Consider the following 22021-nt stretch of genomic DNA (forward strand, 5'->3'; position numbering starts at 1 on the left):
CGAATTTAAAATATACTAATACTAAAAACAAAACCCTTTTGTTTTTGATTGATGCCACCTTTTGAGATTACATAATCAACTCGTAAAAAACGCCATTTTCCGAAACCAATATTATCCAATCCAATAGATGCTTCTGTGTACGGTTTTCTATCGCCAGTAAATAATCCCTTTGTGCCAGCAACAACATGAAAATTTAAAGCATTTATCAGAGGAATTTTCCCTAATAAAAATCCTTTAAAATTATGTTCACCATGAAATTCGGCAAATTTATCATTTGTGCTATACGCATAATAATCAAGTAGATTAAAATGATTTGTTGTTCCGCCACTTGGAGAAATTGCTAATTTATTTCCGTTAAAATGTGCGTAATCTATAAACGAAATGTTTTTTTGTTCTAGAAACAAACCACCTTTTATACGATATTTTGTGTTCCCTAAATTTCCTAAAGAAAAATTTTGACGAAGTTGCGTAAAGACATAATCAGAATTATGTTGATTATTATCAGCACCAAAAGTTTTTCTATAACCAACATAAATTGACGGATAACTATTATTGTAAACCGTAAATTTTCTATCTGGATACGATAAATATTTTGTTCCAAAATTGATGGTTGTTCCAAGATTTAATGTCCAAATTTTATGTGGAGTAAAAGACGGAGAAAAATTAGCAGTATTTTGCGGATCATTTGATGCATATTCTCTATTTGCAATATTTTTAGCACTATAATTGGTGGTGTTTACCAACGCTTTTCTATCAGCAAATTCAAGAGATCCGTTAAATCGAAATCCATTTGTGATTTCTCTAGAAAAAGAAACATTCGCAAATGTTTTTTCATAAATTTTCATGTAATTTCTTTCAAAATAAATTGAATTTATGGTGTTCCAAAAAGGTGAAATAGGATTTGCTCCATTAAATTGTCTTGTTGTAATTCCTCCAGAAAAACGTAAAATCGGTCTACTAATATTGTTCCATTTATAGCCAAAAAATACTGTTGGTCTTACCTTTTTATCAGAAAAGCCATAATTAAAATTTGTTCCAACATTTACCCATTTTCCGGTTTCGTTTAAGGTTTTAAAATAACTCATTCTAATTGTAGAATTCCAGCCTTGAACTGTATTAAAGTTAAGATCGGTAATCGGAGAACCAATGTTAAAATCCCATTTTTTGTAGCTGTTACTGTAAGAATAACCAGACAAAGGAAGCGACCAAGAAAGTTTGTTGTTTTTTGTATCAACAGAATCTAAATATTTTTTTGATCTTCTAATTGTTTTTATACTGTCTTTAACCACATAATCGGTTACTTCTTCTTTGGTTAGTGGAACTGGTCTTAAAGATTTCCAATACACAGAATCTTTTTTGGTAGCTTCTTTTTCAAAGGATAAAATTTCTTTTCCGAAGGTATTTTCATCAAAATTTGGATTGAAATTATAGTTGCTGTACGCAGAAGAAAATCGTCCATTTATGTTAATTCCGAACAAACCAATTTTAAAATCAATAGTTTGAGAAATAACAACCCAAGCATTATTTTTTGCTGATTTATTAAAAGTTTGTTTTAAGCGCAACACATCTACCATTGGTAAATTTACTTGTACTCCAGTTACAGAAATTTCTGTTCCGTATAATGCCCAATCACCTTCTACAATGTATAAAAAACCATTAAAAACCCGATCGTTTTTACGTTTTGGTAAAATGGCGATTTTGCTAATTAACTGTCCATTTTTATCGTAAAATGTTCCAACTAATTTGTAATCGTAATAACCAAAAGCATAATTAGAAATTGGGGAAATAATTTCGTTACCTAATTCAACAGTATTTTTATACAAGTTAAAATTTACATCTTCGGCTCTGTTAAAACTTACGCCATTATCTCTTCCACTAACTTTAGACGCAACAATATGTTCTTTAAAACTATTCGGTTTTTGATGCGAAATTTTAGAAACAGTTTCTGATAAATAAATAATTCCGCTTCTTGTAGAATCTAATCCGCCACCTAAATCGCCTAATTCTTGCCCTAAAATTTTCTTTGGAGCATTTTTAATTTTGTATAAACCTCTTGAATAAAAATCGGCAGTAAATTTTTGAATTCTACTTTCATTTTCCTTCTTATTTGCAATTACATTTCTAATAATTTTATTGGCTGGATTTTCATTGCTATTAATCTCAACTTCGTTTAATGTTATTTGTTCTTCAATCAATTTTGCGTTTAATTGAAAAGGAAAAGAAGTAATTTTAACAGCTTTTTTTACTGTCTTAAAACCTAAAAACTGAAATACAACCGTATGGTTTCCTGTTTTTTTAAGAGGCAATTCATATTCACCATCATTATTAGAAGTTGTTCCAGTAATTGTTCCTTCTAAATAAATACTTACAAAAGATAACGGAGAATTATTGTTGTCAACAATTTTTCCTTTTATTTGAGAAAAAGCTGAAAATGAGATAAATAAGACAAGTAATGTGAAAGTTTTTTTCATAGTTTTTTAAAGTTGATCTGTGCAAACTTATCAGTTGTAAAATTAAATTGCTCTTTTTATTTTGTTAAAGTAGATACAATTTTTTCTTAAAAATAAGTTTTCTTTTTTAATAGACGCTTTGAGTTCCTTTTTTGTTACCATACCAAGCTCTTTTTTAATTAAAACACGTTTAAAAAAGAGTATATTTGTTGGTTCATAGAAACAACAAAATCATGAGTGAATCTAGGAAAAGGCATGAAGCTTTATTATATCACGCAAAACCAAAACCAGGAAAAATTGAGGTAATTCCTACAAAAAAATATGCTTCTCAACACGATTTATCGTTGGCATATTCTCCAGGAGTTGCAGAACCGTGTTTAGAAATAGAAAAAGATCCGAATAACGTATATAAATATACAGCAAAAGGAAATCTAGTTGCAGTAATTACTAACGGAACCGCAGTTTTAGGACTTGGTGATATTGGCGCATTAGCATCAAAACCAGTAATGGAAGGAAAAGCATTATTATTTAAAATATTTGCTGATATTGATGTTTTTGATATTGAAGTTGATGCAACAGATGTTGATAAATTTGTAGAAACCGTTAAAGCAATTGCTCCGACTTTTGGAGGAATTAACCTTGAAGATATTAAAGCTCCAGAAGCTTTTGAAATAGAAAGAAGATTAAAAGAAGAGTTGGATATTCCTGTAATGCACGATGACCAACACGGAACCGCAATTATTTCTGCAGCAGCGTTAAAAAACGCTATTGAAATCACTGAAAAAAACATTGAAGAAGTTCAAATTGTTGTAAACGGAGCAGGAGCTGCGGCAATTTCTTGTACAAGATTGTATTTAGCATTAGGTGCTAAAAGAGAACACATTGTAATGTGCGATAGTAAAGGTGTTATCAGAAAAGATAGAACTAATTTAACGTCGCAAAAAGCCGAGTTTGCTACTGATAAAAAAGACGTTTTTACTTTAGAAGAAGCAATGCACAATGCAGATGTTTTTATTGGATTGTCTAAAGGAAATGTAGTTTCTCCAGAGATGTTATTATCGATGGCAAAAAATCCAATTGTATTTGCAATGGCAAATCCAGTTCCAGAAATAGAATACGATTTAGCAATTAGAACTAGAGAAGATATTATCATGGCAACAGGAAGATCTGATCATCCTAATCAAGTAAATAATGTACTTGGGTTTCCATTTATTTTTAGAGGAGCTTTAGATGTTAGAGCAACAAAAATTAACGAAGAAATGAAAATGGCAGCCGTTCATGCCTTGGCAGATTTAGCCAAAAAAACGGTACCAGAACAAGTAAATATTGTGTACGATGAAATTAGCCTGTCTTTTGGTAAAGAATATATTATTCCAAAACCTTTTGATCCACGTTTAATTTATGAAATTCCACCTGCAATTGCAAAAGCTGCAATAGATTCTGGAGTGGCATTAGAGCCAATTACAGATTGGGAAAAATACCAAGGAGAATTAATGGAGCGTTCAGGAACAGGAAGTAAAGAAATTAGATTGTTACACAACAGAGCCAAAAGTGACCCAAAGAGTATTGTTTTTGCAGAAGCAGATCATTTAGATGTTTTAAAAGCTGCACAAAGAGTTTATGATGAAAAAATTGGAAAGCCTATTTTATTAGGAAAAAAAGAAGTAATCTTAGAATTAAAAGAAGAGATAGGTTTTAACGCTGATGTACCAATTATAGACCCAAAAACAGATGAAGAAAGCGAACGCAGAAATCGTTTTGGAGAAATTTATTGGAAAACACGTCAACGAAAAGGAATAACACTATCTCAAGCTCAAAAAATTATGCGAGAGCGTAATTATTTTGCAGCAATGATGGTAAATGCAGGCGAAGCAGATTCGTTAATTACTGGATATTCTAGATCATATCCATCGGTTGTAAAACCAATGTTAGAATTGATAGAAAAAGATACTGGAGTTACAAGAGTTGCAGCAGCAAATTTAATGTTGACCAAACAAGGACCAATGTTTTTAGCGGATACAACTATTAACATCAATCCAAATGCAAAAGATTTGGCAAAAATATCGCAATTAACATATTCTTTAGCTAGAATGTTTGGAGTAAAACCAAATATTGCAATGTTGTCATTTTCTAACTTTGGATCATCAGAATCTGAAAGTGCACTAAAAATTAGAGAAGCAGTTTCGTATATTCATAGACATTTTCCGCAAGTTGTAATTGACGGAGAATTACAAGCAGATTTTGCATTAAACAGAACAATGTTAGCAAAAGAATTTCCGTTCTCTAAATTAAATGGGAAAAAGGTAAATGTGCTTATTTTTCCTAATTTAGACGCAGCAAACATCACTTATAAATTAATGAAACAAGTTGATGAAGTTGAATCTATTGGTCCAATTATGATGGGATTAAAAAAACCTGTTCATATTTTACAATTAGGATCAAGTGTAGACGAAATGGTTAATATGGCAGCAGTTGCTGTTGTTGATGCGCAACAGAAAGCAAAAAGAAATTCTTAAAAACACTAAATGATTACACAAATAAAAGGAAGATTAGTAGAGAAAAATCCAACTTATGTTGTGGTAGATTGTGCTGGAGTTGGCTATTTATTGCACATTTCTTTAAATACATTTTCTACTTTACCAGATAGCGAAGCAATTACATTATTTACGCATCTATCAGTTAAAGAAGATTCTCATACGTTGTTTGGTTTTATTGATAAAACTGAAAGAGAAATTTTTAGATTGTTAATCTCTGTTTCTGGAGTAGGACCAAGCATTGCAAGAACCATGTTGTCTTCAATGTCATCCGAAGAAATACAACAAGCAATTGCATCAGAAAATATCGCCCTAATTCAGTCTGTAAAAGGTATTGGAGCAAAAACAGCACAACGTGTAATTATAGATTTAAAAGATAAAATTTTAAAAACGTTTGATTTAGACACAATTTCTGTTATTAAAAACAATACGAATAAAGATGAAGCGTTATCTGCATTAGAAGTATTAGGTTTTAATAGAAAGCAATCAGATAAAGTATTAAATACAATTTTAAAAGAGCAACCAGAAGCTACAGTAGAATTGTTGATTAAAAGTGCATTAAAAAGTTTATAATTAAATTGAGGAAGACGTGTTTTCATAGATTATTAATATGTGTAGTTGCTATATTAGCAACTACAACTGTTTTTTCTCAAACCGTAAAAACTAAGAACGATTCTATTAAAAAAGATTCTGTTCCTGTGCTTAAATATAAATTTAAACAAAACCAGAAAGGAAGCATTTTTTTGAATGCGCCAACTACGTATTCTGTTGTTTTTGACAAGAAATTAAATAAATACATTGTTGTAGAACAATTGGGTGATTTTAAAGTAGGAAACCCAATTTTTATGTCGCCAGAAGAGTATCAAAAATATCGCTTAAAAAAAGATATTAAAGATTATTTTAAAGAAAAGAACGATGCCTTAAGTAAAAAGAAAGGAAACAAAGCTGCACAAAAAAATTTACTACCAACATATTATGTAAATTCTAAGTTTTTTGAATCTATTTTTGGCGGAAATACCGTTGAGGTAATTCCGAGCGGAAACTTAAACATTAAGTTAGGTGGAATTTACCAAAATGTTGATAATCCACAATTATCAGAAAATAATAGAAGTAGTTTTACATTTGATTTTGATCAGCAAATAACAGCAAGCATTGTTGCAAATGTTGGAAAAAGATTAAAAGTTACAGCAGATTATGATACACAATCTACATTCGATTTTCAGAATTTAATTAAATTAGAATACACGCCTACGGAAGACGATATTATCAGAAAAATTGAAGCTGGTAATGTTTCGATGCCGATAAAAAACTCGTTGATAAACGGAGCTCAGAGTTTGTTTGGTTTAAAAACCGAATTGCAATTTGGTAAAACGACAGTAACCGCAGTGTTTTCTCAACAAAACTCTGAAAGTAAAACTGTAACTGCAGAAGCAGGAGCATCCATCAATCCTTTTGAAATAAGGGCTACAGATTACGATGATAACAGACACTTTTTTTTAGCACAATATTTTAGAGAAAATTATAAAAAATCACTTCAAAACTACCCATTAATTAGTAGTCCAATAAATATTACAAGGATTGAAGTTTGGATCACCAATAGAAATTCAAACACAGAAAACTTTAGAAGTATTGTTGCGCTAGCAGATATTGGAGAACCCAACAAACCAGATTATGTTGGTTCTGGTGTAAACCCAACTTCGCCATCGCAAGTCCAAGGTAAAAACATTCCATCAAATAAAGCAAATAATTTATCCAATTTATTAACTGAAACTAGTGGAATTAGAGATATAACTACGGTTGAAAATACACTTTTAAATTATGGTTTAAATCAAGGAACTGGATATTCTACTTTGCAAAATGCTAGAAAATTAGAAGAGAATGAATATACGTTGAATCCGCAATTAGGATTTATTTCGTTGAATAGAAAACTCTCTGACGGTGAAGTTTTAGCGGTTGCTTATGAATATACAGTTGTTGGTAGTTCAGAAACTTCTTTTAAAGTTGGAGAATTATCTAATGACGGAATTGTAGCGCCAAGTAATTTAGCAGTAAAATTATTACGAAGCGAAATTATTACTACAAAAAGAACTGTTGCAGGGAACGAAGAACAATTTCCAACTTGGAAATTAATGATGAAAAATGTGTATCCTTTGGGTGTTTTTCCTTTAACGCAAGATGGTTTTAGATTAGAAATTTTATATAGAGATGATAAAACAGGAATTCCGTCTAACACCTTACAAAATGCTTCAACTCCAGGAATTTCGAATAAAACATTGTTAAATGTTTTAAATTTAGACAAGTTAGATCAAAGTTCTTATGCAGTGCCTAATGGAGATGGTTTTTTTGATTATGTAGAAAATGTTACAGTAAATTCTAACAGAGGATTTATTATTTTTCCAGAAACAGAACCTTTTGGTTCTGACTTATCAAGTTCGTTAACAACACCATCAGATAAAAATGATTATGTGTTTAATGAATTGTATATCAACACAAAATCACAAGCAAAAAATAACCATCAGAATAAAGATAAATTTATTTTAAAAGGGTATGCAAAAACAGAAAATAGTAACGGAATCCCGTTAAACGCATTTAACGTTCCAAAAGGTTCTGTAAAAGTTACAGCTGGTGGAAGACAATTGGTAGAAGGTGTAGATTTTGTTGTAGATTATAACTTTGGTAGAGTTCAAATTATTGATCCAGGATTGCAATCCTCTGGTGTTCCAATAAGCGTTTCTACAGAAAATAATTCGGTTTTTAATCAACAGAGAAAAACCTTTATGGGATTAGATGTCGAACATCGCTTTTCTGATGATTTTATTTTAGGAGGAACACTTTTAAACGTTACTGAAAAACCTATTACTCAAAAAGTAAATTTTGGTAGCGACCCAATAAACAACACCATGTTTGGTTTAAATGTAGAATATACTACAGAAATGCCAATTTTTACAAAATGGGTAAATAAAATTCCGTTTGTAGATACAGATGTTCCTTCAAATGTGTCTGTTAGAGCAGATTTAGCATATTTACTTCCTGGAACTCCAAGTGGCGTTGATGTTAACGGAGCAGCAACAACTTATATAGATGATTTTGAAGCATCACAAATTCCGATAGATTTATTATCGCCGTTAAATTGGTTTACAGCAAGTACGCCACAAACTCAAAATTTAAACGGTGCTGCAAACGACTTAAGTTATAATGATAAAAGAGCAAAATTAGCGTGGTATTCTATTGATCAATTGTTTTACGGAAACGGCGCAAAACCAGCAAATATTGACAACATAGAATTGTCTAGAACAGAAGTTCGTCAAATTGGTTATTCAGAATTATTTCCGAACACAGAATTAGATTTAACGCAAAACATTTTAGTAAGAACTTTAGATTTGGCGTATTTTCCTTCAGAAAGAGGAACCTATAATTTTGATACTGGAGCAACTGTTAAAGCTGATGGAACTTTTTCGAATCCGCAAGATCGTTGGGGTGGAATTATGCGACCATTAACTACCAACAATTTTGATCAAGCAAATGTAGAATACATTCAGTTTTGGATTAAAGATCCGTATCAAGATTATTCGATTACAAATGCTGAAGGTTTACCAACAGGAATTGATCCAAAGAATCCTGTAAATCAAGTTGGAGAATTGTATTTTAACTTAGGAAACATTTCTGAAGACATCTTAAAAGATAATAGAAAGATGTACGAAAACGGAATGCCAGCTGATGGAACGAATACAAATATTACTGCATCGACTTGGGGAAATGTGCCAACAAATCAATCTATTTTATACGCTTTTGATGTTGATGATACCTCTAGGAAAAATCAAGATATTGGTTTAGATGGATTGAAAAACGAAGATGAATTTAGTTTTTATCAACCAAAAGTTTTTGATATTAGTAAGTTAAATCAGAATGATATTTCATCAGATAATTTTCAATATTTTAGAAGTACCAATTTTGATAATACAAATGCATCAGTAATTACCAGGTATAAAAACTTTAATAATACAGAAGGAAATTCGCCAACGGCAAATCAATCTACAGAATCCTATCCAACTTCGTCTTCTTCTTATCCAGATGTAGAAGATATTAATAAAGATCAAACCATGAATACGGTAGAAAGTTACTTTGAATACAAGGTCTCTTTAAACAAAAATGATTTGGTAAAAGGAAGTAATAATATTGTTGATGAAAAAGAAACGTCGGTTACGTTGGCAGACGGAACTTCTAGAAAAACAAAATGGTATCAATTTAGAATTCCTGTTAGAAGCGGAACGGCAGTAAACGGAATTACAGATTTTAATAGTATTCGATTTATTAGAATGTTTATGACCAAATTTAAAATGCCGGTTGTGTTGCGTTTTGGGCAGTTAGAATTGGTAAGAGGAGATTATAGGCGTTATACAAAAACATTAAATCCTGCTATAAAACCGCCACAAGATTTAACAAATCAAGATTTAAATAATTTTGAAGTTGGTGTTGTTAGTATAGAACAAAATGAAGGAAGATATGTATTGCCCCCAGGAATTATTAGAGAGCAACTACAAGGAAGTTCTACCATACAACAACAAAACGAGCAATCGGTTTCTTTAAAAGTAAAAGATTTAATGCAAAATGAAACCAGAGCAATTTATAAAAACCTTAGTGTAGATTTAAGAATGTATAAAAACTTAAAAATGTTTATACATGCAGAGCCTATTGTTACTGGAAGTGTTGCTGATAATGATTTAGTTGCTATTATTAGATTAGGTACAGATTTAGATGATAACTTTTATCAAATAGAAGTGCCGTTAAAAGTTTCTGCAAGCGGAAGCTTAGAACCAACAAATGTTTGGCCCGAAGCAAATAATTTAGATGTTATTTTAGAAGAATTAGGCAGAATAAAATTAAAAAGAGATGGAGAAATTCCGAATTCTGGCGGAACATTATCCATCAATAAAATATACCCATTTCCAACAAATTCGCCTGTGCATTCTGTGGTGTTAAGAGTAAAAGGAAATCCGACTTTAGGCGCTATTAGAACCTTAATGTTAGGAGTAAAAAATACAAGACCTACACAAAAAAGTGCAGAAATTTGGTTTAATGAATTGCGATCTTCTGGATTTGATAATAAAGGCGGTTGGGCTGCAGTTGTAAATGCAGATGCAAATTTTGCTGACTTAGCAGATGTTTCTGTAACTGGAAGAATGCAAACTATTGGTTTTGGAAATGTAGAAGATAGAGTTAATCAAAGAAGTATAGAAGAAACAAAACAATACGATATTTCTACAAACATTAATTTAGGGAAAATGATGCCTAAAAACTGGGGCGTTCAATTACCGATGAGTTATAGTATTGGTGAAGAATTTAGAGATCCAAAGTACGATCCACAATATCAAGATGTAAAATTTGCTGAAGCAAAAGAAGTAAATCCAAATAGTGCAAATTCTCAAGATTATACGTTACGAAAGAGTATCAGTTTTAATAATGTAAAGAAAAATAGAAATCCAGAATCTACAAAAAAACCAAAACCTTATGATGTAGAAAACTTTTCTGTTACCTATGCTTTCTCAGAAGAATATCATAAAGATTATAATATAGAAAAGTATTTAAATCAGAATTTAAGAGCAGGCGCGAGTTATAATTTTACGTTTCAACCAAAATTTATTGAGCCATTTAAAAAGTCAGAATTTTTTGGAAAAAGTAAACATTGGCAAATTATTAGAGATATAAATATTAATTTATTACCAAAATCTATTGGATTAAATTCTAGAATTACTAGAAATTATGTTGAGCAAAAATCTAGAAATTTAATTGAAGGATTGAGTCCGCAACCAACATTAACGCAACGTAGATTTATGTTTGATTGGGATTATACAATTGGATTTGATTTGACAAAATCGTTGAGTTTAAACTTTAATGCAAACAATAGTTATTTGTATGATAACTTTGGGAACGGAGAAGAACTAGAAATTTTTGATCAGTTTTTTAGTATGGGAAGACCAGATCATTACAATCAAAAGTTGACAGCCAATTATAAATTGCCAATTGATAAACTTCCCTATTTAGGTTTTGTAACTGCAGATTACAGTTATACAGCAAATTTTGATTGGAAAGCTGCATCAAAAAGTTATGTAGATAAAATTGGTAATTTATTACAAAACTCTAACACCCATAATTTTAATACAGCTTTCAGTTTTTCTAAATTATATCAAGATACAGGATTTAAAAAATTGTTTATTAAAGATGGAAATGCTGCAACTAACAAAAGTTCAAATCCATTTCAAGCGCCACAATTACCAAATGCAAATCAGGTAAAAACAAAAAAAGCAACACTAAAAGATAAAATTTTATTAGGTGTTTATGATTTTGTTACAGCGGTTAAAACAGTTAAAATTAGTAATGCATCCAACAATGGAACATTATTGCCTGGTTATACTGGTAGTTCTGGATTCCTTGGAAGAGATCAAGTAAACGGAGGTTTTGCACCAACCTTAGGTTTTGTTTTTGGTAGTCAGATTGATATCAGAAATAAAGCATTTGAAAAAGGTTGGTTGGTAGATAGAGCAGTCGGTTCTGAATATTACAACAAAACATATAGCAGAACACATTATAATAAATTAGATTATACAATTTCTTTAAAACCTTTTAATGATTTAAATATAGAATTGACGGGAAATAAAATTGAAACAAACAATATTTCGCAACAATTAGATGTAGAAGGTGGCGTTTTAAATACATCAACACCAATTACAGAAACCGGGAACTTTAGCACAAGTTTTTCTATGTTATCTACAGTGTTTACAGATTCAGATGAGTTGTTTAATTCTTTTTTAGCAAACAGAACAGTGCTTTCGCAAAGATTATCTTCAGAAAGTGGATTGCCAAATACAGCAAATGCAGCATTTAAAGAAGCAGGGCAACAAGTTTTATTACCAGCTTTTATTGCAGCTTATTCAGGAGATAATGCAAGTTCAGTTGGATTAGGATTGTTTAAAAATATTCCAATTCCGAATTGGACTTTACGTTATAATGGATTAATGAAAATAGGTTGGTTTAAAGAAAATTTTACTAGCTTTACAATAACAAACGGATATAAATCTTCATATACAATTTCTAATTACACAAATAACTTGCAATACGATCAATCAGATTTAACAAAAGTAAACGCAACAGGAAACTATCAACCAAAACTATTAATAGCAGCAGCAAGTTTAATTGATGAGTTTTCTCCGTTGATTAAAATTGATATGAAAATGAAAAACTCATTTTCTTTTAAAGGAGAAATTAGAAAAGACAGAACACTTACTTTAAATTTTGATAATAGTACATTAACAGATATTAAAGGAACAGAATATATTTTTGGTGTTGGTTATAGATTAAAAAACGTTGCATTTAATACTCGTTTTGCAGGTAAAAAACAAAATATGAAAGGAGATATTAATATGAGAGCAGATATTTCTTTAAGAGATAATTTAACAATGATTAGATCTGTGGACATAGAAAATAATCAAATAAGTGGTGGTCAAAAACTTTTATCTATTAAATTTGCAGCAGACTATAAATTAAATAGAAATTTAACAACATCATTTTATTACAATCATACAATGTCTAAATATGCAATTTCAACCACATTTCCTAGACAATCTATTAATGCTGGTTTCAATTTAATTTATAACTTAGGCAATTAAAATTAATCAACAATAAAAAACAATTATAATGAACATTCCATCAGAATTAAAGTACACAAAAGACCACGAATGGATTAAGGTAGAAGGCGACACAGTTACAATTGGTATTACAGATTTTGCACAAGGAGAACTTGGTGATATCGTATACGTAGATGTAGATACTGTTGATGATACAGTAGAAAGAGATGAAGTTTTTGGATCTGTAGAAGCTGTAAAAACAGTTTCAGATTTATTTATGCCGTTAACCGGAGAAGTTATCGAATTTAATGAAGGTTTAGAAGACGAACCAGAATTAGTAAACAAAGATCCTTACGGTAAAGGCTGGATGATTAAAGTAACAATAGCAGATGCTTCTCAATTAGATGATTTACTAGATGCGCAAGCTTATCAAGATCTTATTAAAGGATAAAATTATTTTTATTGCAATTTTTATTGCATTAGTTATTGGGTTTTTAAGCTTGATAAAAAGTACTGGTCCAACAATTAATTTATCTAATGTAGATAAGATTTATCACACAATTGCATATTTTATATTATCATTAACTTGGTTGCTTAGTTTTCCTATTTCTAGGAAAAATAACACTACAAAATATGCAATTGCTTTAGGTTGTGTTTTTTATGGCATAATTATTGAAGTTTTACAAACAACTCTTACAACTTATAGAACAGCAAGTTTACTTGATGTTGTTGCAAATAGCGTTGGAGTTTTTATAGCATTGTTAATTTTTAACTCAATTTATAAAAAAATTGATGCTATTTAACTTTAATACTTGCATAAGTCATAAGAATTTAATTAAATTAGCGAACTATTAAAAAAACATTAGGATGGAAATTAAGAAAAATCCAAAATCAAATTTAGAGAATTACTCGAAGCTGTTTATTCAACTAGGTTTGGTTTTAGCACTTTTTGTTACTTATGTAGCAATGGAAAACAAAACCTATGATAGAGTAATTGATTCATTTGGTGATGCAAACATGCAAGATTTATTGGAAGAAGACATTCCAATTACAGAGCGTATTGAAGAGGTTAAGCCAAAAGCTCCACCACCACCAGCACCAGAAAAAATAGAAATTGTAGAGGACGAGAAAGAAGTTGAAGAAACTGTAATTGAAACTACAGAAACAGATGAAACTGAAGCTGTTGAAGTAGAAGAAATCGTTGAAGTAGAAGAGGTTGAAACAATTGTAGAAGATGTTCCTTTTGCTGTTATTGAAGAAGTACCTGTTTTTCCAGGATGTACTGGAACAAGAAAACAAAAAGGTGATTGTTTAAATGAAAAAATAAGACAGCACGTAGGTAGAAAGTTTAATGGCGATTTAGCAGGTGAACTAGGTTTATCTCCAGGAAAAAAGAAAATTTGGGTTGGATTTAGAATAGATAAAACAGGTGCAATTACTGATGTTCAGGTAATTAGAACACCACATCCAAGATTAGGACAAGAAGCGGTAAGAGTTACAAAAACGTTACCTAAAATGATTCCTGGTAGACAAAGAGGAATTGCAGTAGGGATGAAGTATACATTGCCAATTTCATTTAATGTTGAATAACATCTTAATAAAAATAAAGTAAAAAAGGGCTACCATTTTGGTAGCTCTTTTTTATTGGCATCTTTTTTGAATTCATCATTATAACTTAAAACTATATAATTATGAAAAATGAAAAAAAGCATCCAAAAAAACAATTAGAAAAGTACACAAACATTTTTATGCAATTATCACTTGTGTTGGTGTTGTTTGTTGTTTATCAGCTTATAGAATTTGAAACAGTAGAAAAAAAGTTTAGTATTATAGTTCCAGATTCAAGTTTTAATTATGAACTCTTAACTGAAGATAATCCATCTAATTTTATTAAAGAACAAAAAAAGAATTTAAAAAAAGCACCACCAAAAGTTTTAATTCTTGACGAATTAGATCCTAAAAAAGAGGATGAAGTTTTAATAGAAGATTTATTGCCAGATTTAGAGCCGTTAGATAAAATTGAATCAAATATAAATATTGCACTAAATAATTATGTTCCAGAAGACCCAAAGATAATTGAAGAAGTAGCATTTATAATTATTGAAGATGCACCGGTTTTTAAAGGATGTGAAGGGTTATCACAAGAGGAAAACAAAATATGCTTTATTTCGTCTATTCAAAAATTTGTTATTCAAAGATTTGATGTTGATTTAGCTCAAGAGCTAAATTTAAGATCAGGAAAATATAAAATATTTGCACAATTTGTAATTTCTAAAACAGGAAATATAAATGAGATTAAAATTAAAGCTCCACATCCAAAACTAGAAAAAGAAGCAAAAAATATTATTAAAAAATTACCACAATTTACACCAGGAATGCAACGCAAAGTTCCGGTAAATGTTAAATTTGCATTGCCAATAACGTTTAGTGTTCATTAGAATTTAATTATATAAAAATAAAAAGAGCAATCAATTAGATTGCTCTTTTTTAATGCGCTTAATATTTACTATTTTTGTTTAGATAAATCAACGATAAATGAAGCTAGTACAATATTTAGATTCTACTTATTTAAAAACTCCAACTCAGGCTAATATTTCTGAAAAAGAAACACAAGCAAAAATTATTAAGCTAGTTAATGAAGCTATTACTTTCAATTTTAAATTGGTAATGATAAGGGCTAATTATATTGCTTTAGCAAAAGAGTTGATTAGTAAATCGGATTCAAATGTTTTGGTTGGTACGGTAATTGGTTTTCATGAAGGCACATATTCTATTGAAGAAAAATTAGCTGAAGCACAAAATGCCATTAATTTAGGAGTAGATGATTTAGATTTTGTTGTAAATTATGAAGCCTTTAAGAAAGGAGAAATACCATTAATTAAAGAAGAAATATTAACAGGTACAACTTTAGGGTTAAAAAACAACAAAGTTGTAAAATGGATTATTGAAGTAGCAGCATTAAGTAATGATGAAATTGCAGCTATTTCAATGCTGATAAAAAATGTTGTTATTGATAATTTTGGTGAAAAGAATGCAAGAAATGTTTTTGTAAAATCATCAACAGGATTTTATAAAACAGAAAACAATAAGCCAAACGGAGCCACATTTGAGACTATAAAAATAATGTCAGAGAATGCAAAGCCTTTAAAAATAAAAGCGGCAGGCGGTGTAAAAACAAAAAGCGATGCTTTAAAAATGATTACTTTAGGAGTTGAAAGAATTGGAACTTCTTCAGCAAAAGAAATAATCGAAGAAACCAGAATTAATTCAACATATTGAAATGAGTAACTATAAAGCGCACGAAACAGCTGTTATTGATGACGGTTGTGAAATTGGAGAAGGAACAAGTATTTGGCACTTTAGTCATATAATGCCAAATTGTAAAATTGGCAAAAATTGCAATATTGGTCAAAATGTTGTGATTTCGCCAGAAGTAGTTTTAGGAAACAATGTTAAAGTACAAAATAACGTTTCAATTTATACAGGAGTTATTTGCGAGGATGATGTTTTTTTAGGGCCATCGATGGTTTTTACAAATGTTATCAACCCTAGAAGTGCCGTAAACAGAAAAAATCAATACTTAAAAACCGTTGTTAGAAAAGGAGCAAGTATTGGTGCAAATGCAACCATAGTTTGTGGTAATGATATTGGTGAGTTTTCTTTTATTGGTGCCGGAGCAGTTGTTGTCAAAGAAATTTTACCGTACGCTTTGGTTGTTGGTAATCCTTCAAAACAAATTGGTTGGATTAGCGAATTTGGACATCGATTAATTTTTAATGAAGAAGGAATTGCAGAGTGTTCAGAAAGTAAAGAAAAATATCAATTAAAAAACAACAGAGTTACTAAACTGTAAAAAACAATAATGAAAAAACATCTTCTTTTATATTTTTTTTTAATTCCGCTTTTTTTATCTGCTCAAGCAGAAAGACATCCAGTATTTAAAAGCTGTGAAAATGAAAATATTGATAAAATAGAACCGTGCTTTTACAAAACAACAAAAGAACTGTTTTTTAAAGAGTTTAATTCGCCAGTTATTTTAGAAAGAGAGAAATTTAAAGGAACTGTAAGTGCTGTTTTTGTAGTTACAAACACAGGTAATTTTAAATTGATTTACATTAATTCTCCGTATACAGAATTAGAAGCAGAAGTAAAAAGAGTTTTTAGTACTTTACCAGTAATATCACCAGCAAAATACAACAACAATAATGTAGAAATGCGTTTTGCGTTGCCATTAAACTTTCCGTTACAAATTGGAAATGAAGTTACAGAAGAAATAGTTGAGGTAAAACCAAAAGAGATAAAACCAATTGCTATTAAAGACAACCTTAAAAAGACATTGTTTATAGAACATAAAAGTCAATTGAATATTCCATTCACACATCAACGATATATTAATTACGATTATGCTTTAAATAAAAATAATAGCGCTCACACAGCTGTAAAACCTTATGTTTATAATAATATGAATGCTGTTTTTGATTTAGATGCAGAAAAAAGTCAGTTTTTAAAACCAGAAGAAACAACTTGGTTAAAAAGAAAACTTTGGAACGAACATTTATTAGAAGTAAGAGGAGATGGATATTGGTTTAATTTAGATTTTTTGTTAGATGTACAATTTGGTAAAGACAACTCTGATGTTACTTATACATTTAATAACTCTAGAAATTTAACCGTAAACGGAGGATTAGGAAACGATTTTTCTTTTTCAGCAACAATTTATGAAAGTCAGGGAAGATTTGCAGGTTATATAAACGATTTTATTTCAAACCCATCAAACACTTTTAAACCAGCATTTTCTGAAGGATTAGTTCCAGGAAGAGGAAAAGCAAAAGGGTTTAAAGCAGATGCTTTTGATTATCCTGTTGCAGAAGGTTATTTGGCATACACACCAAATAAGTTTTTACAATTTCAATTTGGTAATGGAAAGAATTTTATTGGAGACGGATATAGATCTCTTTTACTTTCTGACGTTTCTTCACCTATGCCTTATTTAAAAATGAGTGTAAATTTCTGGAAATTAAATTACACAAACATTTGGCTTTGGGGCACAGATGTTAGACAGCCAGTAGTTGTAAACAACGAACACCCAAGAAAATATATAGCCATACATTATTTAAGTCTTAATATTACAGATAAATTAAATATTGGTTTTTTTGAATCAGCAATTTCTAAAGGAGACCAAGGGTTTGATATTGGGTTTATGAATCCATTAATGTTTTATAGAGCTGTTGAGTTTAGTAGAGGAGAAGATGCAGGAAACGCAATGTTAGGATTAACAGCAAAATACAAGCTAAAAGAAAACCTTGTTTTATATTCGCAATTAGTTATTGATGAATTTTCATTCGGAAAAATTGGTGATTTAGGATATTGGGGAAACAAGTTTGGGTTTCAATTAGGAGCAAAATATTTTGATGCGTTTGACATTAAAGACTTGTATGTACAAGCAGAATTAAACACTGTAAGGCCTTATACGTTTGCACATAAAGACCCAATCTTAAATTACGGAAATTACAGTCAACCATTAAGTCATGCTTGGGGAGCCAATTTTTGGGAAGCAATTGTTATCGCAAATTATAAATTTGATCGATGGACAACAAGCGCAAAAGTGGTTATGGGTCAGAAAGGATTTGATGACTTTGCTTCTGTTAGTAATGGTGGTGATATTTATAAATCATATAATATTAGAAAAGGAGACTATGACAATGAAGTTGGTCAAGGAAACAAAGCAGTAATATTTATAGCAGATTTTCAAGGAAGATATTTGTTAAACACATCAAATAACTTAAGTTTATTTGGTGGATTTACATTTAGAAACTTCTCTTTAGAAAGAGATCCTACTAATTCTAAAAACGTTGCACTGTGGTTTTCAGTAGGAATAAAAGCAGATTTATTTAATTGGTATTTTGATTTTTAAAAAACTTTTATTTTTTTAAAAAAAACTATTAGAGTTTGTCAAAAACTTGTATATTTGTTTAGTGGTGTAAAAACCACTTTCTTTTTCATAGCAATTTTCCCACTCTAATTTAGAGTGGGTTTTTTTTATTTCTAATATTTTTTCAACAGTTTTATCCATAAAAAAAGCCTTAACAAATTAATGTTAAGACTTTCTTGTACTCAAGATGGGACTTGAACCCATACGGGCATTACTGCCCACTGGATTTTAAGTCCAGCGTGTCTACCAATTCCACCACTTGAGCATTGGTATTATATTAAAGAATAGAGCGAAAGACGGGATTTGAACCCGCGACCCTCACCTTGGCAAGGTGATGCTCTACCCCTGAGCTACTTTCGCGCAGTATATTTTATAAGAACTTAGCATATATCTCAATGCGGGTGCAAAGTTAAAACAAAAAAGGAAATAGCAAAGTTTTTTTTAAGATATTTTAAATAGAAATCTAATTCGTTTTTTATAGCCTAAAAAGCAAGAAATTAGCACAGAATAAAATATCTTTGCAAAAGGTTTGAAAATATTTAAATGAGCTCAGTTTCTAGCATAGAAAATAAATCAACAATTAAAAACTTTATAACAGATTTTAAACAACTTACAAAAGTTGGTTTATCTCTAAGTGTAGTTTTTTCGTCAATAGCAGGTTATTTATTAGCAGCAGAAATTGTTGATGCATTTATAATTGTTCAATTGGCAATTGGTGGTTACTTAATGGTTGGTGCTTCAAATGCATTTAATCAAGTAATAGAAAGAGATACTGATTCTTTAATGAAAAGAACAATGAACAGACCTTTGCCAGCTGGCAGAATGACTGTTTCTAATGCCTTAATAATTGCATTTTCATTTACAATTTTAGGAATTGCAATTCTATATAACATCAACGCAAAATCTGCGTTATTTGGAGCGATATCAATTTTTTTATACACAAGTATTTACACTCCGTTAAAATCTGTAACTCCATTAGCTGTTTTTGTAGGAGCAATTCCAGGAGCAATTCCATTTATGTTAGGTTGGGTTGCGGCAACTAATCAATTTGGTATTGAAGCCGGGTTTTTATTTTTAATTCAGTTTTTTTGGCAATTTCCACACTTTTGGGCAATTGGTTGGTTACAATTTGAAGAATATCAGAAAGCAGGATTTAATATGTTGCCGATGAATAAAAAAGATAAAGGTGCAATAAAGCAAATTATCTTTTATACTTTTATAATGATCTTAGTTTCTATAGCACCAGTATTAAAAGTTACAGGAGCATTTTATATTTATCCTGCAACAGCAGTAATTATAGCTTTGGCTGGTTGTTCTATGTTGTATTACGGCATACAATTACACAAAACAGAATCTAATATTGAAGCAAGAAAATTAATGTTATCAAGTGTAATTTATATAACATTAGTTCAAATAATATACGTAATAGATAAATTTTTACATTAAATAAAATGAGTCAAGAAAGTTTAAAAACGGAATTAAATGTAGCAAAGAAGAGTTCAGCGAAACCAATGCTATGGATTTCTATGATTAGCATGACGATGTTTTTTGCAGGATTAACAAGTGCTTATGTGGTAAGTAGAAAAAGAGAAGATTGGGTTACGTTTGATTTACCAATGTCTTTTTATTTAAGTACAGCACTAATAATTTTTAGTAGTATAACATTTATTTTAGCACAAAGATTGCTTAAAAAAAACAATACAAAAGGAAGTTTTTTATTACTCCTTATTACTTTAGCTTTAGGAATTGGGTTTATTTATTATCAATATGAAGGGTTTATTCAATTAAGAAATGTTGGATTATTTTTTACTGGACCAAACAGTACAGTATCTACTTCTTTTATTATTGGTATTACATTTATGCACGTTTTACACCTAATTGCAGGACTAATTGTATTATTAGTTGTAATTTATAATCATTTTAAATCTAAGTATAATTCCGCAGAAATGCTTGGTTTTGAGCTAGGTGCAATTTTTTGGCACTTTGTTGGAGTACTTTGGATGTATCTATTTTTCTTTTTCTATTTTATTAGATGATGAAAATTATGTAATTTTGACAAACTATTTTAAAAATAATTAACATAGCTATTTATGGGAGCAACTATTGCTGTAAATTCTGAAGACAAAACTACCTGGGATGGTGGTGGAAAAAAACCTTTCGGAGCAAGTTACGGAAAAATGATGATGTGGTTTTTTATCGTATCAGATGCATTAACTTTTTCTGGATTTTTAGCCGCTTACGGTTTAACAAGATTTAAATTTATAGACTCTTGGCCAATTGCCGATGAAGTTTTTACTCACTTTCCTTTTTTACATGGAGTACATGCACCAATGTACTATGTAGCATTAATGACATTTATCTTAATATTTTCTTCTGTAACAATGGTGTTGGCTGTTGATGCTGGTCATCAAATGAAGAAAAAGAAAGTAGCTTGGTATATGTTATTAACCATTATTGGTGGTTTAATTTTCTTAGGCTCTCAAGCTTGGGAATGGAAAAACTTTATCAAAGGATCTTACGGTGCAGTTCAAACAACAGATGGTAAAATTTTACAATTTGTAAAAGATGGTCATCAAATTGCATTATCAGATTTTGTAGTTGAAGGAAATCAAGAAAGAGTAGCACATACAAGAAAAAATGGTTTATGGTTTGAAGGAAATGAAACATTACCAACCTATTCTCTTAACGAAGTTGTAAACTCTTACAAGAACAATCCGGAAGTTTTAATAAGAACAGAAAAAATTGATCTTGCTACAAAACAAAAAACAATACTTTCTAGAGAAGAAGGAGAGCGCTATTTATTGAATGCAAAACAAGTAGTTGAAGGTGCAAACCTTCAAGTAAATGAATATGGAAATCCAATTTTTGCAGATTTCTTTTTCTTTATTACAGGTTTTCACGGTTTTCACGTATTCACAGGAGTTCTTATAAATATTATCATATTTTTTAATGTTCTTATTGGCACCTACGAACGCCGTGGACATTATGAAATGGTAGAAAAAGTAGGATTATATTGGCACTTTGTAGATTTAGTTTGGGTATTTGTATTTACATTCTTCTACTTAGTTTAATTATAAAAAGATTATAAAAATGGCACACGCGCACGAGTCAAATACAAAAAGAATATGGATGGTTTTTGGAGTACTATCTGTAATAACAATTGTAGAAGTTATTTTTGGTATAATAAAACCTGATTTTTTACACTTAACAAGTTTTTTAGGAACTAGCCCTTTAAACTGGATATTCATCATTTTAACAATAGCTAAAGCTTATGGTATTACTTGGGCGTTTATGCATATGGAAGGTGAAAAAAAATGGTTTAGAAGAGCTGTAGTTTGGACAGCAGTATTTTTAATTTCCTATTTAGTTACTTTGTTATTAATTGAAGGAGAATACATATTTGATGTAATGGCTCCTTTAACAAAATGGAATTATTAATTTGTTTTAAAATATTTTAAGGTGGTTTTTACCACCTTTTTTTTT

General features: G+C 30.2%; 15 protein-coding genes and 2 tRNA genes. 14 read left to right on the forward strand and 3 right to left on the reverse strand.

Features of this window, described 5'->3' with window-relative positions; all coding sequences use genetic code 11:
- Positions 1–5: 5 nt before the first annotated feature.
- Complete coding sequence (locus ABDX67_RS02570; RefSeq protein WP_347173333.1) at positions 6–2471, reverse strand: DUF5686 and carboxypeptidase regulatory-like domain-containing protein; 2466 nt, start codon at positions 2469–2471, stop codon at positions 6–8.
- A 212-nt stretch (positions 2472–2683) separates the two neighbouring features.
- Between ABDX67_RS02570 and ABDX67_RS02575 the strand changes: the two genes are divergently transcribed.
- From ABDX67_RS02575 to ABDX67_RS02620, 10 genes are all read left to right on the forward strand, one after another.
- A complete protein-coding gene (locus tag ABDX67_RS02575; RefSeq protein ID WP_347173335.1) occupies positions 2684–4966 on the forward strand; it encodes an NADP-dependent malic enzyme in 2283 nt (760 codons plus the stop codon).
- 9 nt (positions 4967–4975) lie between these two features.
- Positions 4976–5557: a Holliday junction branch migration protein RuvA gene (gene ruvA / locus ABDX67_RS02580; RefSeq protein ID WP_347173336.1), complete on the forward strand. Its 582-nt coding sequence runs from the start codon at positions 4976–4978 to the stop codon at positions 5555–5557.
- A gap of 5 nt (positions 5558–5562) precedes the next feature.
- Complete coding sequence (gene sov / locus ABDX67_RS02585) at positions 5563–12648, forward strand: T9SS outer membrane translocon Sov/SprA (RefSeq protein ID WP_347173337.1); 7086 nt, start codon at positions 5563–5565, stop codon at positions 12646–12648.
- 28 nt (positions 12649–12676) lie between these two features.
- Positions 12677–13057, forward strand: a complete 381-nt coding sequence (gene gcvH, locus ABDX67_RS02590; RefSeq protein WP_347173338.1) for a glycine cleavage system protein GcvH — start codon at positions 12677–12679, stop codon at positions 13055–13057.
- Positions 13023–13409, forward strand: coding sequence for a VanZ family protein (locus ABDX67_RS02595; RefSeq protein ID WP_347173340.1), 387 nt, complete (start codon positions 13023–13025; stop codon positions 13407–13409). Before gcvH ends, ABDX67_RS02595 begins: the two co-directional genes overlap by 35 nt.
- A 64-nt stretch (positions 13410–13473) precedes the next feature.
- Positions 13474–14196, forward strand: a complete 723-nt coding sequence (locus ABDX67_RS02600; protein WP_347173342.1) for an energy transducer TonB family protein — start codon at positions 13474–13476, stop codon at positions 14194–14196.
- Positions 14197–14297: 101 nt separating this feature from the next.
- Positions 14298–15044 (forward strand): energy transducer TonB, encoded by a 747-nt coding sequence (locus ABDX67_RS02605; RefSeq protein ID WP_347173344.1) that lies wholly within the window; start codon positions 14298–14300, stop codon positions 15042–15044.
- Positions 15045–15141: 97 nt separating this feature from the next.
- Positions 15142–15885, forward strand: a complete 744-nt coding sequence (gene deoC, locus ABDX67_RS02610; protein WP_347173345.1) for a deoxyribose-phosphate aldolase — start codon at positions 15142–15144, stop codon at positions 15883–15885.
- 1 nt (position 15886) lies between these two features.
- Positions 15887–16459 (forward strand): acyltransferase, encoded by a 573-nt coding sequence (locus tag ABDX67_RS02615; RefSeq protein ID WP_347173346.1) that lies wholly within the window; start codon positions 15887–15889, stop codon positions 16457–16459.
- A 9-nt stretch (positions 16460–16468) separates the two neighbouring features.
- Positions 16469–18520 (forward strand): gliding motility protein RemB, encoded by a 2052-nt coding sequence (locus tag ABDX67_RS02620; protein ID WP_347173348.1) that lies wholly within the window; start codon positions 16469–16471, stop codon positions 18518–18520.
- Positions 18521–18717: 197 nt separating this feature from the next.
- Here ABDX67_RS02620 and ABDX67_RS02625 read toward each other — a convergent pair.
- Positions 18718–18803: transfer RNA gene (locus ABDX67_RS02625), tRNA-Leu, on the reverse strand.
- A 23-nt stretch (positions 18804–18826) separates the two neighbouring features.
- Positions 18827–18898 (reverse strand) — tRNA-Gly (locus ABDX67_RS02630).
- A 183-nt stretch (positions 18899–19081) separates the two neighbouring features.
- Here ABDX67_RS02630 and cyoE point away from each other — a divergent pair.
- The 4 genes from cyoE to ABDX67_RS02650 are packed head-to-tail and all read left to right on the forward strand — an operon-like array spanning position 19082 to position 21976.
- Positions 19082–19984: a heme o synthase gene (gene cyoE, locus ABDX67_RS02635; protein ID WP_347173349.1), complete on the forward strand. Its 903-nt coding sequence runs from the start codon at positions 19082–19084 to the stop codon at positions 19982–19984.
- Between the two features lie 5 nt (positions 19985–19989).
- Positions 19990–20574 (forward strand): cytochrome c oxidase subunit 3, encoded by a 585-nt coding sequence (locus ABDX67_RS02640; RefSeq protein WP_347173350.1) that lies wholly within the window; start codon positions 19990–19992, stop codon positions 20572–20574.
- A gap of 54 nt (positions 20575–20628) precedes the next feature.
- Positions 20629–21609, forward strand: coding sequence for a cytochrome c oxidase subunit 3 (locus ABDX67_RS02645; RefSeq protein ID WP_347173351.1), 981 nt, complete (start codon positions 20629–20631; stop codon positions 21607–21609).
- Positions 21610–21628: 19 nt separating this feature from the next.
- Positions 21629–21976, forward strand: a complete 348-nt coding sequence (locus ABDX67_RS02650; protein ID WP_347173353.1) for a cytochrome C oxidase subunit IV family protein — start codon at positions 21629–21631, stop codon at positions 21974–21976.
- Positions 21977–22021: the final 45 nt, after the last annotated feature.

Origin of the sequence: Polaribacter uvawellassae (assembly GCF_039748955.1) — a bacterium.
Classification (GTDB): domain Bacteria; phylum Bacteroidota; class Bacteroidia; order Flavobacteriales; family Flavobacteriaceae; genus Polaribacter; species Polaribacter uvawellassae.

What these genes read in the sequence shown, in the direction of transcription:
- ABDX67_RS02570 (WP_347173333.1), bottom strand. Translation starts at nt 2,471, where the DNA reads ATGAAAAAAACTTTCACATTACTTGTCTTATTTATCTCATTTTCAGCT.
- ABDX67_RS02575 (WP_347173335.1), top strand. Translation starts at nt 2,684, where the DNA reads ATGAGTGAATCTAGGAAAAGGCATGAAGCTTTATTATATCACGCAAAA.
- ruvA (WP_347173336.1), top strand. Translation starts at nt 4,976, where the DNA reads ATGATTACACAAATAAAAGGAAGATTAGTAGAGAAAAATCCAACTTAT.
- gcvH (WP_347173338.1), top strand. Translation starts at nt 12,677, where the DNA reads ATGAACATTCCATCAGAATTAAAGTACACAAAAGACCACGAATGGATT.
- ABDX67_RS02595 (WP_347173340.1), top strand. Translation starts at nt 13,023, where the DNA reads ATGCGCAAGCTTATCAAGATCTTATTAAAGGATAAAATTATTTTTATT.
- ABDX67_RS02600 (WP_347173342.1), top strand. Translation starts at nt 13,474, where the DNA reads ATGGAAATTAAGAAAAATCCAAAATCAAATTTAGAGAATTACTCGAAG.
- ABDX67_RS02605 (WP_347173344.1), top strand. Translation starts at nt 14,298, where the DNA reads ATGAAAAATGAAAAAAAGCATCCAAAAAAACAATTAGAAAAGTACACA.
- deoC (WP_347173345.1), top strand. Translation starts at nt 15,142, where the DNA reads ATGAAGCTAGTACAATATTTAGATTCTACTTATTTAAAAACTCCAACT.
- ABDX67_RS02615 (WP_347173346.1), top strand. Translation starts at nt 15,887, where the DNA reads ATGAGTAACTATAAAGCGCACGAAACAGCTGTTATTGATGACGGTTGT.
- ABDX67_RS02620 (WP_347173348.1), top strand. Translation starts at nt 16,469, where the DNA reads ATGAAAAAACATCTTCTTTTATATTTTTTTTTAATTCCGCTTTTTTTA.
- cyoE (WP_347173349.1), top strand. Translation starts at nt 19,082, where the DNA reads ATGAGCTCAGTTTCTAGCATAGAAAATAAATCAACAATTAAAAACTTT.
- ABDX67_RS02640 (WP_347173350.1), top strand. Translation starts at nt 19,990, where the DNA reads ATGAGTCAAGAAAGTTTAAAAACGGAATTAAATGTAGCAAAGAAGAGT.
- ABDX67_RS02645 (WP_347173351.1), top strand. Translation starts at nt 20,629, where the DNA reads ATGGGAGCAACTATTGCTGTAAATTCTGAAGACAAAACTACCTGGGAT.
- ABDX67_RS02650 (WP_347173353.1), top strand. Translation starts at nt 21,629, where the DNA reads ATGGCACACGCGCACGAGTCAAATACAAAAAGAATATGGATGGTTTTT.